The organism is Pseudarthrobacter sp. MOO14 (assembly GCF_058267675.1).
Genome location: NZ_CM177849.1, coordinates 178,489 through 192,247, shown reverse-complemented (window position 1 = coordinate 192,247; position 13,759 = coordinate 178,489). Strand labels below are relative to the sequence as shown.

Here is a 13,759-nt window from a genome sequence, read left to right as displayed (position 1 = left end):
CCCGGCGTAGTAGACCCCCTACAAAATAGGCACCGTTCCACCCCGGTAACGTCGGCGGTACATTAGATTCCGCTTGTACAACCCCGACAGGACCGCCATGAGCAACACCCGCACCACTACACCGAACAGCCAACCGACAGGACGCCGCCGCTGGAACGGCACCGACCTGGGGCTTATTGCCGTCTTCGCCGCCCTCGTCGCCGGCGCAGCACTCGTGCCGGGGTTGGCCCTGAACGGTTTCGGCGTCCCCATTACCTTCCAGACCCTCGCCGTGATGCTCACAGGCCTGGTGCTCGGTCCCGCCCGCGGACTTGCCGCCGTCGGGCTCTACACCCTCCTGGGGCTCGCCGGCCTGCCCATCTTCAGCCAGGGCCGCAGCGGCCTGGGCATCCTTGCCGGCCCCTCAGCCGGCTACATCATCGCTTTCCCCATCGCGGCGGGAGTGGTGGGCTGGCTGGCCACCATCATCATCAAACGCACCAGCAAGGCCCGCGCGCTCTGGTTCTTCCTCGCCGCCACCGCCACCAGCGTTGTGGTGGTCCACACCCTGGGCATTTTGGGCATCGCCCTGAACTCGAAGGCAACCCTGGAACAGGCCTTCGTGGGCGACCTTGTCTTCTACCCCGGCGACGTCATCAAGAACATCCTTGCGGCGGCCATAGCCGTCGCGCTGCACCGCGCCTTCCCCGATGTCCTGGTCCGCCGGGTACGGCGGCAGGCCGCCACCCCTGCAACGGCGTAGGACTGCAAGCCATGCCCACCGTGACATTCGACAAGGTAACCGTTGCGGTCCAACAAGAGGACTCCCCGCAGCCGAAGGTCCTCCTTGATGACGTCAACCTCCGGCTGGACGAACCACGCGTGGGCGTCATCGGCGCCAACGGCTCCGGCAAGTCCACGCTGCTGCGGCTGGTCAACGGGCTGGTCCAGCCCACCACGGGCACGGTGGCGGTCGACGGCGACGACACAGAACGTGCCGTGCGGAAAGTCAGGCGGAACGTCGGCTTTGTCTTCACCGACCCTCTCTCCCAGCTGGTGATGCCCACCGGCCGGGAGGACGTGGAGCTGTCACTGCGCCGCTCGGTGAAGAACGGAGCCGAGCGGCGCAGCCGGGCCGAGACTGCCCTGGGGCGGCTCGGCCTCCTGACGCTGGCAGACCAAAGCATCTACGAACTCTCCGGCGGCGAACGGCAGCTGATGGCCCTCGCTGCCGTCCTGGCCATTGACCCCAAGGTCCTGGTCCTGGACGAACCGTCAACACTGCTGGACCTGCGCAACCGCGAGCTGCTCCGGAGGACCCTGGCGGGCCTGGACCAGCAGATCATCATGTCCACCCACGACCTGGACCTTGCCCTGGAAATGGACCGGGTGCTGGTTATCGAACAGGGGCGTGTGGCTTTCGATGGCGCACCGGCCGACGCCGTGGCAGCCTACCGTTCCTGGTGCATGGACGGGCTCAACAGGATCAACACCGCAACGGACACGCCATGAGGGGCCACGGATTCCTCCTGGCCAATTACGTGCCGGGGACCTCGTTCCTCCACCGGTCACCGCTGGCGCTGAAGTTCCTCCTCGTGGTTGGGTGCGGCCTGGCATCCTTCGTCATCGTGGACTGGGGCGTCTCTGCTGCGGTCCTGGCAGTTCTTGGCGGACTCTTCCTGGGGGCAGGCGCCGGGGGGAAGAGGCTTTGGGGGGCTGTCCGGCCGCTTGTCCCCGTGCTCCTGGTGGTGGGACTCTTCCAGGCGTGGCAGCTGGGCGCACCCACCGGCGCAAGGATTGTGCTGAACATCCTGGTGTGCGTCGTTGCTGCGTCCCTGCTCACCGCCACCACTCCGGTGCAGCAGCTGCTCGACGGCGTCGTCCGGCTGGCACGACCCTTCGAAAGGTTCGGTGCCGACCCTGAGCGTTTCGCCCTGACCATCGGCATCATGCTCCGCAGCATTCCGTACATCGCGGGAACATTCGCTGACGTACGGGACTCCGCGCGGGCAAGGGGCCTGGAACGCAATCCGCGGGCCCTGGTCCTGCCGGTGTTCATCACCTCCGTGGCCTACGCACGGCAAACCGGGGAAGCGCTCGCCGCCCGCGGCCTGGGCGAGGCCGAGGACTGACGGGGCACGCTAAAACCCGGCTCAGCAGCCCAGGCGCCGGTACTCCAGGAGCGCGGCCGTTCCCATGCCGCCCGCCATGCTGATCATCGCCATCGCCAAGGTGCCATCGACTCCCGATTTCCGTGCCTGCGCGAACAGCCGGGTCACCAGGACGGCCCCGGAGGCCCCGTAGGCGTGCCCCAGGGCCAAAGCACCGCCATCCAGGTTCACCCCCGCCGGATCGATCCCCAGCTCATCGAGGCATGCGAGCGTTTGCGAGGCGAACGCTTCGTTGAATTCCACGAGGTCCAGGTCCCCGGCCGCGACACCGGCCCCGGCCAGCACCTGTCGGGCCGCGCTCGCGGCACCGATCCCCAGCACCCCCGGAGCAACCCCGGCGGTGTGGGTACCGCGCACCAGCAGCGCGTCCCGGGCGCCCAGTTCGCGTGCACGTTGCAGCGAGGTCATGACGACGGCGGACGCTGCGTCCGCGTCGAAGCACGAGTTCCCGGCGGTGACCGTGCCCCCGGCGACGAAGGCGGCAGGGAACCGCGCCATGATTGCCGGGGTGAGGCCGGCCCGCGGTCCGTCATCGGTGGCGACGGTGCCTCCCGGGGTGGGCAGGGCCACGATTTCGCCCTCAAAGGTCCCGTCCCGCCCTGCTGCAAGGGCTTTCCGGTGGCTGGCCAGCGCAAACGCATCCTGCCGGTCGCGGCCGACACCATATTCCTGCGCCACCGTCTCGGCGGCCACGCCCATGTCCGGATCGCCGAAGCTGTGCGGCACAAACTGGGCGCGATGGTAGAACTCCGGACCGCCGTCGTCGTTCCGGTGCGCCCGCAACGGCGCCGTGCTGGTGCTTTCCACTCCGCCGGCAAGGTACACCTGGTTGCCGCCGCCGGCCACCAGCCGTGCGGCGAGGACGATGGCGTCCAGGCCGGATCCGCACTGCCGGTCCACGGTGAGCCCCGGAACGGTGACCGGCAGCCCGGCTTCCAGGAGGGCAAGACGGGCCACGTTTCCGCCGCCCCCCACAGCATTGCCGATGACGACGTCGTCAACGGCGGACGGCTCCAGGGCGGCCTGGCCGACCAGCTCCCGCAAGACCGGGGCCAGGAGTTCATGGGAGCGCAGGGCCCGCAAAGGCCCGTTGATCCGGCAGACCGGTGTCCGGAGGGCGGCGATGATGACCGGCTGCCGCTCCGCCGGGAGATCCTCAGCCACCAAGGCTGCGCACCCGCGGGTCCCTGGCGTTGATCCATTCCAGCAGCAGGCTGCGGCTGACCTTGCCGCGGTCCGTGGTGGGGAGTTCGGGCAGGACGTAGTACTGCAGCGGCCGTTTGTCCCTGGCCAGGATCTCCTCCAGCCCGGCCCGCAGCTGGGTGGCGGTGATTCCGCCCTGGGACGGGACCACGCCGGCCACCACACGCTGCCCGCGCAGGTCGTCCGGCATGCCGGCAGCCACCGCTGCGGCCACCCCTGGAACGGCGGCCAACGCCAGTTCAACCTCATGCGGGTAGACATTCCGCCCGGCGGTAAGGATCATGTCCGCACGCCGGCCCAGGATGTGCAGCTCCCCGTCCGCCAGATAGCCCTGGTCCCCCACCGTGAACCAGCTCCCGAACGAGCGCAGGGCCTCGCCGTCGTCCCCCCACAAATAGCCGTTGCTGACCATGCCGCTGCGCACGCAGATATTGCCGTAACTGCCCTCCGGCACCCCGGCGCCGGCGTCATCCCGGATGCTGACCTCGACGCCGGGAAAAGGCCGGCCAATGCCGGTCCCACCCGGCGTGCCGGCCTGACCGGCCGCCAGTCCGAGTCCGGAGACGAAGCTGAGCTCGGACGCACCGTAGTACTCGTAGATCGTCGCGTTGGGCGCCCAGCGCCGCGCGGCTTCAAGGGTCCTGGCATCGAGTTTGGAACCGGCACAGATGATGGTCCGGATCCCCGATGCGTCAACGCATCCGGTCATGCCGCGTTCACTGAGCATCCGCAGCATGGTGGGCACCAGCACCAGCCGGGTTACCCGGTCGTGCGTAATAGCCGCATGGACGTCGCCGACGTCGAACGACTCCAGCGTTTGGAACTCGGAGCCGGCATAAAGGCATTCGGCCAGGGCATACAGGTTCAGGCTGGCCGCCAGCGGGCCGGGCGCGAGGGTCACATCATCCTGGCGCAAGCCGAAGAACTCGATGGACGCGTCAAAAGACTGCTGCCACGAGTGCCGGGAGCGGGTAAAAGCCTTGGGCACCGAAGTGGTTCCCGAGGTAAGGCCAATGAGGAATCCGGTGTCCGGCGGCCCGTCGGCCAGGGCGTCGTCCGGGTCCACCTGGGCAGGAACCGCGCACGCCTCAACCCGGCGGACAATGTCCTCCTGCAGGGAGGCGGGCCAGGAGGGGTCGAGGACCGCGCACTGCCGGGTGCCGGCGACCGCCGCAGCGAACCTCACCGCGAAATCCACCGAATTGGCCTCGCAGAGGGTGGTCACCGACTTTGTCTCCGCCACCAGCTCTGCGGCAGCGTCCCGCAGCTCCGCCCAGTCCAGCCGGCGCCCGGCGACCACGACGGCGGTGTGGTGCGGCCGCTGCTCCGCCCAGCGCTGGATCTTGTTCAGGAAAGGCACGGACCAACTTTACCGGCAGGCACGGATTGAGCCTCCGGGCCGCGGGTATTGTGACGTTATGAGTTTCAACGACAATGCGCAGCTGGATCCGTCCCAGGTCCAGGACCGGCGGGGCATGGGCACCGGGGTCAAGGTTGGGGGCGGGATTGGCGGCGGATTGGTGCTGCTCATTGCGCTGCTCTTGGGCATCAACCCCAACCTCCTTGGCGGGTTGACCGACGGCGGGACTGCCGGACAATCCCAGGGCACCGCACCTGCCTGCACCACCGGTGCGGACGCGGATGCCCGCCTCGACTGCCGGATCACCGGTACGGTCAACAGCCTCAACGCCTTTTGGCCCGGCTACCTTAAGAAGTACAACGTGCAGTATCCCCGCCCCGAAGCAGTGATCTTCAGCGGCGGCACCAATACCGCCTGCGGGGCCGCCACCTCGGAGGTGGGTCCGTTCTACTGCCCCACCGATACCACCGCGTACTTCGACCCAGGGTTCTTCCAGGAACTCGTGGACCGGTTTGGCTCCTCCGGCGGCCCGCTGGCGCAGGAATATGTGGTGGCCCACGAGTTTGGCCACCACATCCAAAACCTCCTGGGCGACCTGGGGCGGGCCCAGCAGGACCCCCAGGGACCCGAATCCGGTTCCGTGCGGACCGAGCTGCAGGCTGACTGCTACGCAGGATTGTGGGCCAAGTATGCCTCCAGCACTCCGGACCCGGCCACCGGCCAGCCCTACCTGGAACCGCTCACCCAGCAGGATGTCAACGATGCCCTCTCGGCGGCCGCGTCCGTGGGTGACGACCGGATCCAGAAGGCGGCCACGGGGCGCGTCTCCCCGGAGGGCTGGACGCACGGGTCCAGCGAGGAACGCCAGCGCTGGTTTGCCCGCGGCTACCAGTCCGGGGACATCAAGCAGTGCGACACCTTCAGCGCCGCCACCCTTTAACTGGGCCCACGCTACCGAGGGGCGTAAAGGGCCGGTGGGGACGACGACGGCGGGCCACCTTCCCCTGGGGAAGGTGGCCCGCCGTCGTCGTACTTATTCAGATGTTGAAGCCGAGGGCCCGCATCTGGTCCTTGCCGTCGTCGGTGATCCGCTCGGGACCCCAGGGCGGCATCCATACCCAGTTCAGGCGCCAGTCGTCCACAACGCCGTCCAGGGCCTGTCCCACCTGCTCCTCGAGAACATCGGTGAGCGGGCAGGCAGCAGTGGTGAGCGTCATGTCGATCAGCAGGGCGCCGTCGTCGTCGGAGTACTTGAGGCCGTACAGCAGACCCAGGTCCACCACGTTGACGCCAAGCTCAGGGTCGATGACGTCCTTGAGCGCCTCTTCGACGTCCTCCAGGGCCGTTCGGCCCGGCTTGATTTCGGTCATGACAAGTCCTTACTAGGCCTGTGCTGCGGCAGCAGCCGCGATGGTGGCTGCACCGGCGCCCGTGGCGTAACGGTCGTAGCCCTCTTCCTCGAGGCGGTCGGCCAGTTCGGGGCCGCCTTCCTCGACGACCTGGCCGTCCACGAACACGTGGACGAAGTCAGGCTTGATGTAGCGCAGGATGCGCGTGTAGTGAGTGATCAGCAGGGTGCCCATGTTGCCTTCGGCGTGGGCGCGGTTGACGCCCTCCGAGACGATCTTGAGGGCATCGACGTCCAGGCCGGAGTCAGTCTCGTCGAGGACGGCGAACTTGGGCTTGAAGAGCTCGAGCTGCAGGATCTCCACGCGCTTCTTCTCGCCGCCGGAGAAGCCTTCGTTGACGTTGCGCTGGGCGAAGTCGGCGTCGATCCGCAGCTTCTCCATCGCGGCCTTGACGTCCTTGGTCCAGGTGCGCAGGGCCGGCGCCTGGCCGTCAATGGCGGTCTTGGCGGTGCGGAGGAAGTTGGTCATGGTGACACCGGGAACCTCGACCGGGTACTGCATGGCCAGGAAGACACCGGCGCGGGCGCGCTCGTCGACGCTCATGGCCAGGACGTCTTCGCCATCCAGCGTGATGGTGCCGCTGGTCACGGTGTAGCGGGGGTGGCCGGCGATGGTGGATGCCAGCGTGGACTTGCCGGAGCCGTTGGGGCCCATGATGGCGTGCGTTTCGCCGGTCCTGATGGTCAGGCTGACGCCCTTCAGGATCTCCTTGGTGCCCTGCTCCGTGTCAATGCTGACGTGCAGGTCCTTGATCTCAAGAGTTGACATGCTCTTCTTTCTTCTTCGTTCGTAAGTCCGGTGCTGCGGGCGCTCAGTAGTTGTTTACTGCCGCGCCGTTCAAAACGTTGGTGACGTCCACGTAGACGTCGTCGCCATCGAGTTCGACGGCAAAGACGGGCACGGGATCGTAGGCGGGGAGCTGGAGGGGCTGGCCGCTGCGCAGGTCGAACTGGGAGCCGTGCCCCCAGCACTCGATGGCGCAGCCTTCCACGTCGCCCTCGGACAGTGAGATGTCCGCGTGCGAGCAGGTGTCGCCGATGGCGTGGATGTCGCCCATCGAGTCCCTGACGACTGCCACAGGATAGCCGTCCACCAGGATACGCAGCGCCTGCTTGACCTTGATGTCATTGGCGCTGCACACCAGCTCGCCCTTGGGAGTCCCGTTCATGCGTTCGTGCCCGTCCGTCCTAGTAGTCGATTGCGGTGAGTTCGCGTTCCACAGCCTCGGTCAGGCGCTCTTCGAGGGCCGGAACCTTGATCTGCTGGATGATCTCGTTCAGGAAGCCGCGCACCACCAGCCGGCGGGCAACATCCTCGGGGATGCCGCGCGCCATCAGGTAGAACAGGTGCTCGTCGTCGAAGCGGCCGGTGGCACTTGCGTGGCCGGCGCCTTCGATCAGGCCGGTTTCGATCTCGAGGTTCGGAACGGAGTCCGCGCGGCAGCCCTCGGTCAGGACCAGGTTCTGGTTCTTTTCGTAGGAGTCGGTGCCTTCGGCCTGCTTCTGGATGAGGACGTCGCCAACCCAGACCGTGTGCGCACCCTTGCCCTGCAGCGCGCCCTTGTACAGGACGTTGGACTTGCAATTGGCCACGTTGTGGTCCACGAAGGAGCGGTGCTCGAGGTGCTGGCCGGCGTCGGCGAAGTAGAGGCCCAGGAGCTCGGCCTCGGCGCCTTCACCGGCGAAGCGGACGTTGGAGTTCATCCGCACGATCTTCCCGCCGAGGGAGACGGCAATGTGCTTGTAGACCGCATCCTTGGCGACCTCGGCGTCGTGCTGGGCCAGGTGCTTGGCGTCGTCGCCCCACAGCTGCAGTGAAACGACAGTGAGGTGGGCGCCTTCGCGGACCAGGATCTCCACGTTGCCGTTGTGGTCGGCCGAGCCGTCGTGTTCGATGATCACCACCGCACGGCTGTTCACCCCGGCTTCGATCACATGGTGGGAGTTGGTGCGCAGTCCCGCCCCGTTGCCGGTCAGGACGAGCCGGACCGGGGCGTCCAGTTCGGTGTTGGCCGGGATCGAGATGAACTGGGCCTCTTCCGAGTTGGCGGAGCCGACGACGGCGGCCCGGTCGGCCGGGACCAGGGTGGCACCGCGGGGGGCCTCACCGGCCCGCAGGGTTCCCTGGCGGACAGCCTCGGGCGCTTCGACGGAGACGCCCAGGGCGCCGGCTTCCGCGGCCGTGTCGGAAAGCAGGTTCGCCAGTTCGCGCACCGGAGTGAAGCGCCACTCCTCTTCGCGGCCGTTCGGCAGCGCGAAATCGGCCACCTTGTGGCTGGTGAGGCGCTCGGCGCGGGAGGCCATGACCTGTACGCCATGGCTGTGGTGGCGGTCCACCTTGGAGGCAACGAGGTGTTCGCCCTCCTCGGTGAAACCGGCGATCGACGGTGCGCCGATGCGCGCCTTTTCAGTAGTAGCTTCGGCAGTCATTAACCGACGGATCCTTCCATCTGGAGTTCGATGAGGCGGTTCAGCTCAAGGGCGTATTCCATGGGCAGTTCACGGGCGATCGGCTCAATGAAGCCGCGCACGATCATGGCCATGGCCTCGTCCTCGGGCATGCCGCGGGACATGAGGTAGAACAGCTGCTCCTCGCTGACGCGGGAGACTGTGGCCTCGTGTCCCAGCTGGACATCGTCCTCGCGGATGTCGATGTACGGGTAGGTGTCAGACCGGGAGATGGTGTCCACCAGGAGCGCGTCGCAGCGCACGGTGTTGGCCGAGTGCTTGGCGCCTTCCCGGACCTGGACCAGGCCGCGGTAGGCGGCGCGGCCGCCGCCACGGGCAACGGACTTGGAGATGATGGAGCTCTTGGTGTTCGGCGCGATGTGGACCATCTTCGAACCGGTGTCCTGGTGCTGGCCTTCGCCCGCAAACGCGATGGACAGGGTTTCGCCCTTGGCGTGCTCGCCCACCAGGTAGACGGCCGGGTACTTCATGGTGACCTTGGAGCCGATGTTGCCATCGATCCATTCCATGGTGGCGCCGGCTTCGCAGATGGCGCGCTTGGTCACCAGGTTGTAGACGTTGTTCGACCAGTTCTGGATGGTGGTGTAGCGGACGCGGGCGCCCTTCTTGACGATGATTTCCACCACGGCGGAGTGCAGCGAGTCCGAGGTGTAGATCGGCGCGGTGCAGCCTTCGATGTAGTGGACGTAGGAGTCCTCGTCGGCAATGATCAGCGTGCGCTCGAACTGGCCCATGTTTTCCGTGTTGATGCGGAAGTAGGCCTGCAGCGGGATCTCCACATGGACGCCCTTGGGCACGTACACGAAGGAGCCGCCGGACCAGACGGCGGTGTTCAGCGAGGCGAACTTGTTGTCGCCCACCGGGATAACCGTGCCGAAGTACTCCTGGAAGATCTCCGGGTGCTCTTTCAGGGCAGTATCGGTGTCCAGGAAGATGACACCCTGCCGTTCGAGGTCCTCACGCAGCTGGTGGTAGACAACCTCGGACTCGTACTGGGCGGCGACACCGGAAACAAGGCGCTGCTTTTCGGCCTCGGGGATGCCCAGCTTGTCGTAGGTGTTCTTGATGTCTTCGGGCAGGTCATCCCAGGTGGCAGCCTGCTTCTCGGTGGACCGTACGAAGTACTTGATGTTGTCGAAGTCGATGCCGGACAGGTCCGCGCCCCAGGTGGGCATGGGCTTGCGGTCGAAGTACTTCAGGCCCTTGAGGCGCAGGTCAAGCATCCATTCCGGCTCGCTCTTCTTCGCCGAAATGTCCCGGACAACCTCTTCGTTGAGCCCACGGCGCGCATTGGCGCCGACATCGTTCTTGTCAGCCCAGCCGTACTCGTAGTTGCCGATGCCGTGGAGCTCGGGATTCTTTTCCAGAATCTCCGAGATCACAGTGTTTTCGGCTACTGCTTTCTCTGATAGTTGGTCCGTCATCACGGCCTTTCTTGCTGATGGTTGATTACTTCGTCCAGGCCGGCGGGGGCTGCGGCCGGCACGGTGGCCGGTTTGGCAGGCAGCCTGCCTGTAGGAATGTGGGTGGTGCAGACGTGGCCGCCGCGGGCCAGGGTGGACAGGCGGCGGACGTCCACTCCGACCAGTCGTGAGAACACTTCGGTTTCGACGTCGCAGAAGACGGGGAAGCGGGAGGCGAGCTGCTGGATGGGGCAGTGCCCCTGGCAGAGCTGCACGCTGGACAGCGCGGCGGGCAGCGGCGCCTTCGCTTCGATGGCGGCGGCGGAAGCCACGAAGTTGTCCCGGCTCAGAGCGGCCGAAAGTGCCGTGGCGCGGTCCCGGATGTCCGGGCCTGCTTCCTCGATTTCGGGTGCGTAGCGCCGCTCCATGTCCGCGAATCGTTCTTCCGCGAAGGCGCGCACCGCGTCCGGGCCGGCAACCTTCTGCAGCTGCTGGAGGGCCAAGGCGGCGATGTCCAGGTAGTCATTGCCCAAGCTCGATTGGCCCTGTGAACTCAGGACGTAGCGGCGGGCGGGACGGCCTGCACCCGCGCCGGGCTTCGCCACCCTTTTGACCTCGATGACGCCTGCACGGGAGAGGTGGTCCAGGTGCCGGCGGACAGCCGCCGGGGTGAATCCCAGCATGTCTCCGAGCTCGGCGGCGCTGACGGGTCCGTGTTCCAGGACGGCAGCGAGCACCCGGTCACGGGTACGCTCGTCGGCATCAGCCACGGGAGCCGGCCCCGCCAAGGGCACAGCGGCAGCATTGGTCATGGAATACACAACACAATCATGTCGTAATTTAGTCCACGACTCCAGTAAGGGCAGGCTGACCTTGGGTCCTGCCGGAATGTGACCGCGCGCTTCCCGTGCCACCCGGGAGTGCCGCCCGGCGCCGGACGCGCGAGCCGCAGCAAGGACGGCACTGAATACTACATCCCGTAGAATACTGTGGTGCGATCCCCCAAGTCCCCTGTCCTGTCCATTAATGGGCTCATCAAGGACGTAGGCCCCCTGTCCAACCTGGACGGAAAGATGCTTCGGGTGGTGAGCGGCGTTTCACTCATCGCCGAGCGGGGGGAAGTGACCGCGTTGCTGGGCGCCAACGGTGCCGGCAAGACAACCACCCTCGAATGCGCCCAAGGCCTGCAGAAACGCAGCGGCGGCAGCATCTCGCTGCTGGGCCAGGACCCGGCCGCGGCCGGGTCCGGCCTCCGCGCCCGCGTTGGCGTCATGCTCCAGGATGGCGGGCTCCCGCCGTCAGCAAGGCCACTGCCGCTGCTGCGGCACATCGCCGGCCTCTACGCCGACCCCTGGCCCCTTGAAGACCTGGTGGGCAGGCTGGGTATCGATACCTTCAGCCGGACCAGCGTCCGCAGGCTGTCCGGCGGCCAAAAGCAGCGCCTTGCCCTGGCCGCCGCCCTGATTGGCCGTCCCGAAGTACTGTTCCTCGACGAGCCAAGCGCCGGCCTGGATCCCCAGTCCCGCCAGCTGGTGTTCGACCTGATTGCCGAACTTCGCGACGGCGGCATGGGCATCATCCTCACGACACACCTGATGGACGATGCCCAGCGCCTTGCCGATTACGTCTACATCATCGACGGCGGCCGCAACGTGGCAGAGGGAACGGTCCAGGAACTGCTGCAGCGCAGCCCGGTGGCGGACCCGGGCGCCGAACACGTCCGGACCCTGGTCTTCGAGGCACCGGCCGGCCTGGACGTGGCCGCCGTGCTGCCCGCCGGCGTCGACGTCTCCGAAGCACGCGCCGGGAGCTACACGGTGACCGGCACCCTGACACCGCGCCATCTGGCCGCCCTGGCGCAGTGGTGGGAAGCGAAGGGAATCATGCCGGCCTCGATGAGCCTTCAGGCGCGTAGCCTTGAAGACGTCTTTTTGGATATCTCGGGAAAGGACATCCGATGAGCGCCGCAGCACCGCAGGAGCACCAGCAGCCCGCTCCCCTGCTTCGCCGCGTGCTGCTGCAGGGCAAGTACGAGGCACTGACGATGCTCCGGAACGGAGAACAGCTGATCCTTGCAGTGGTGCTTCCGCTCCTTGCCCTGGTTGGCCTGACGGTGACCCCGTTCCTGGACGGCATGGGCTCCAGCCGCGTGAACGTGGCGGTCCCCGGCATCCTGGCCCTCTGCGCGATGTCAACCGCCTTCACCGGCCAGGGCATCGCCACCGGGTTTGACCGCCGGTACGGCGTTCTGCGGTTCCTTTCCACCACGCCGCTCGGCCGTGGCGGCCTGATCGCCGGCAAGGTCCTTTCCGTCCTGGCCGTCCTCTGCCTGCAGGTGGTTGTGGTGGGCCTCGTGGCGCTGGCCCTGGGCTGGCAGCCGACGGCGGCCGGCTGGCTTCCCGGCCTGGGACTGCTGGCGCTTGGCGCCGCAGCCTTCACGTCGCTGGGGCTGCTGGTGGCCGGAACGGTGCGGCCGGAAGCGACCCTGGCCATCACCAACCTGCTGTGGATCCTCCTGGGCGCCATGGGCGGCATCGTCATCCCTGCCGAACGGCTGCCCGCCGCAGCCCAGGCCGTCATCCACTTCCTGCCCTCCGGCGCGCTCGGCGAATCCATGCGCGCCGCTTTCCTGGGCGGGGCCGTCAATGGCGGCGCCGCCCTCATCCTGCTGCTCTGGACCGTCATCGCCGGGGCCGCAGCCATCCGTTGGTTCAAGTGGAATTGAGAAAATCGTGACCACGGCTTCCCGCCTCCCCCAGCTCGCCAGCCGCCTGGCGTCCCGGCTGCCCCGCACCGTGGACGTCCGCGTCCGCCGCCTCGCTGTCGCGTCGCTGATTGGCCAGACACTCCTGGTGGTCACCGGCGGCGCCGTCCGGCTGACGGCGTCCGGGCTTGGCTGCCCCACGTGGCCGCGCTGCACTTCCGATTCGCTGGTGAACACCCCGGAAATGGGCATTCACGGTTTCATCGAATTCGGGAACAGGCTCCTGACGTTTGTCCTGGCCGCGGTTGCCGTGCTGTTGCTGGTGTACCTGTGGAACCTGCGGAAGGAACGCAAGGACCTCTTCCTGCTGGCCCTGGGCCTGCTGGCCAGCATCCCGGCGCAGGCCGTGATCGGCGGCATCACCGTGCTGACCAACCTCAACCCATGGGTGGTGGGCCTGCACTTCCTGGTGTCCATGGCCCTGGTGGTGTTCTCCACCTTGCTGGTGAACCGCGCTTTCGGCCGGACCGGCCGTTTCCTGGCGGCCCGGCCGGCCGTGCTCCCCGCTGTCCTGCGCCCGGTGACGGCCGCCGTCGCCCTCTTCTCTGCCGTGGCCGTCATGCTTGGCGTGGTGGTGACCGGGGCCGGGCCGCACGCCGGTGACGCCGACGCGCCCCGCAACAACCTCGACTGGGACCTTGTGTCGCACATCCATGCCGTACCCGCCTACCTGGTGACTGCCGGCACGGTGGTGGCCCTCGTCCTGGTGGTGCGCCGGCGGATCACCGGCCCGTTCCGGACCGCCGTGCTGGCCCTCCTCGGAGTCACGGTCCTGCAGGCTGTCATCGGGTTCACGCAGTACTACAACGGCATTCCCGCATTGCTGGTGGCGGCCCATATGCTCGGTGCCGCGTTGCTGATGGCCGCATCGACGAACGCCTGGGATCTCGCCCGCTCGAGCACAGCCACGTAGGTTCAGGCACCGCCACGAAGAAGGCGCCCCGGTCCGTCTATGGACCGGGGCGCCTTTCCTCTATTCGCAGGCCGTGCCGCAGGTGCCCG

The 13,759-nt window shown here is 67.2% G+C and carries 15 protein-coding genes; 7 read left to right on the top strand and 8 right to left on the bottom strand.

Features of this window, described 5'->3' with window-relative positions:
• The first annotated feature begins 97 nt into the window (after positions 1-97).
• The 3 genes from AC4EEV_RS00840 to AC4EEV_RS00830 are packed head-to-tail and all read left to right on the top strand — an operon-like array spanning position 98 to position 2,111.
• On the top strand, positions 98-742 hold the full coding sequence (locus AC4EEV_RS00840) for a biotin transporter BioY (RefSeq protein WP_109044618.1): 645 nt from the start codon (positions 98-100) through the stop codon (positions 740-742).
• An 11-nt stretch (positions 743-753) separates the two neighbouring features.
• Positions 754-1,491, top strand: coding sequence for an energy-coupling factor ABC transporter ATP-binding protein (locus tag AC4EEV_RS00835; RefSeq protein WP_491329934.1), 738 nt, complete (start codon positions 754-756; stop codon positions 1,489-1,491).
• Positions 1,488-2,111 (top strand): energy-coupling factor transporter transmembrane component T family protein, encoded by a 624-nt coding sequence (locus AC4EEV_RS00830; protein ID WP_018761282.1) that lies wholly within the window; start codon positions 1,488-1,490, stop codon positions 2,109-2,111. The genes AC4EEV_RS00835 and AC4EEV_RS00830 overlap by 4 nt, the downstream gene beginning before the upstream one ends.
• 21 nt (positions 2,112-2,132) lie before the next feature.
• Here the strand turns inward: AC4EEV_RS00830 and AC4EEV_RS00825 are convergent, their stop codons facing one another.
• Positions 2,133-3,317, bottom strand: a complete 1,185-nt coding sequence (locus tag AC4EEV_RS00825) for a thiolase family protein (protein WP_109044620.1) — start codon at positions 3,315-3,317, stop codon at positions 2,133-2,135.
• Positions 3,307-4,713, bottom strand: a complete 1,407-nt coding sequence (locus tag AC4EEV_RS00820; RefSeq protein ID WP_109044621.1) for a class I adenylate-forming enzyme family protein — start codon at positions 4,711-4,713, stop codon at positions 3,307-3,309. The genes AC4EEV_RS00825 and AC4EEV_RS00820 overlap by 11 nt, the downstream gene beginning before the upstream one ends.
• A 58-nt stretch (positions 4,714-4,771) precedes the next feature.
• On the opposite strand from AC4EEV_RS00820, the gene ypfJ reads away from it, so the two are divergent.
• On the top strand, positions 4,772-5,653 hold the full coding sequence (gene ypfJ / locus AC4EEV_RS00815) for a KPN_02809 family neutral zinc metallopeptidase (RefSeq protein WP_491329933.1): 882 nt from the start codon (positions 4,772-4,774) through the stop codon (positions 5,651-5,653).
• A 97-nt stretch (positions 5,654-5,750) separates the two neighbouring features.
• Here ypfJ and AC4EEV_RS00810 read toward each other — a convergent pair whose 3' ends face one another.
• From AC4EEV_RS00810 to AC4EEV_RS00785, 6 genes are read right to left on the bottom strand one after another with little or no spacing between them, the layout of a single operon-like run.
• The gene (locus AC4EEV_RS00810; RefSeq protein ID WP_018761278.1) at positions 5,751-6,083 is read right to left on the bottom strand and encodes a metal-sulfur cluster assembly factor; all 333 of its coding nucleotides are present in this window, start codon (positions 6,081-6,083) and stop codon (positions 5,751-5,753) included.
• A 12-nt stretch (positions 6,084-6,095) separates the two neighbouring features.
• A complete protein-coding gene (gene sufC / locus AC4EEV_RS00805) occupies positions 6,096-6,890 on the bottom strand; it encodes a Fe-S cluster assembly ATPase SufC (RefSeq protein WP_109044623.1) in 795 nt (264 codons plus the stop codon).
• A gap of 43 nt (positions 6,891-6,933) precedes the next feature.
• Positions 6,934-7,290 carry a non-heme iron oxygenase ferredoxin subunit gene (locus AC4EEV_RS00800; RefSeq protein WP_018761276.1) on the bottom strand — a complete coding sequence of 119 codons (357 nt, stop codon included), beginning with the start codon at positions 7,288-7,290 and terminating at the stop codon, positions 6,934-6,936.
• Positions 7,291-7,309: 19 nt separating this feature from the next.
• Positions 7,310-8,551 (bottom strand): Fe-S cluster assembly protein SufD, encoded by a 1,242-nt coding sequence (sufD, locus tag AC4EEV_RS00795; protein WP_109044624.1) that lies wholly within the window; start codon positions 8,549-8,551, stop codon positions 7,310-7,312.
• The gene (gene sufB, locus AC4EEV_RS00790; RefSeq protein ID WP_018761274.1) at positions 8,551-10,014 is read right to left on the bottom strand and encodes a Fe-S cluster assembly protein SufB; all 1,464 of its coding nucleotides are present in this window, start codon (positions 10,012-10,014) and stop codon (positions 8,551-8,553) included. Before sufB ends, sufD begins: the two co-directional genes overlap by 1 nt.
• The gene (locus tag AC4EEV_RS00785; protein WP_081624129.1) at positions 10,014-10,805 is read right to left on the bottom strand and encodes a helix-turn-helix transcriptional regulator; all 792 of its coding nucleotides are present in this window, start codon (positions 10,803-10,805) and stop codon (positions 10,014-10,016) included. Before AC4EEV_RS00785 ends, sufB begins: the two co-directional genes overlap by 1 nt.
• Positions 10,806-10,985: 180 nt before the next feature.
• Here AC4EEV_RS00785 and AC4EEV_RS00780 point away from each other — a divergent pair, with 180 nt between their 5' ends.
• The 3 genes from AC4EEV_RS00780 to AC4EEV_RS00770 are packed head-to-tail and all read left to right on the top strand — an operon-like array spanning position 10,986 to position 13,670.
• A complete protein-coding gene (locus AC4EEV_RS00780) occupies positions 10,986-11,954 on the top strand; it encodes an ABC transporter ATP-binding protein (protein WP_026264455.1) in 969 nt (322 codons plus the stop codon).
• Positions 11,951-12,718: an ABC transporter permease gene (locus AC4EEV_RS00775; protein ID WP_018761271.1), complete on the top strand. Its 768-nt coding sequence runs from the start codon at positions 11,951-11,953 to the stop codon at positions 12,716-12,718. Before AC4EEV_RS00780 ends, AC4EEV_RS00775 begins: the two co-directional genes overlap by 4 nt.
• Before the next feature lie 7 nt (positions 12,719-12,725).
• On the top strand, positions 12,726-13,670 hold the full coding sequence (locus AC4EEV_RS00770; RefSeq protein WP_018761270.1) for a COX15/CtaA family protein: 945 nt from the start codon (positions 12,726-12,728) through the stop codon (positions 13,668-13,670).
• Positions 13,671-13,759 lie beyond the last annotated feature (89 nt).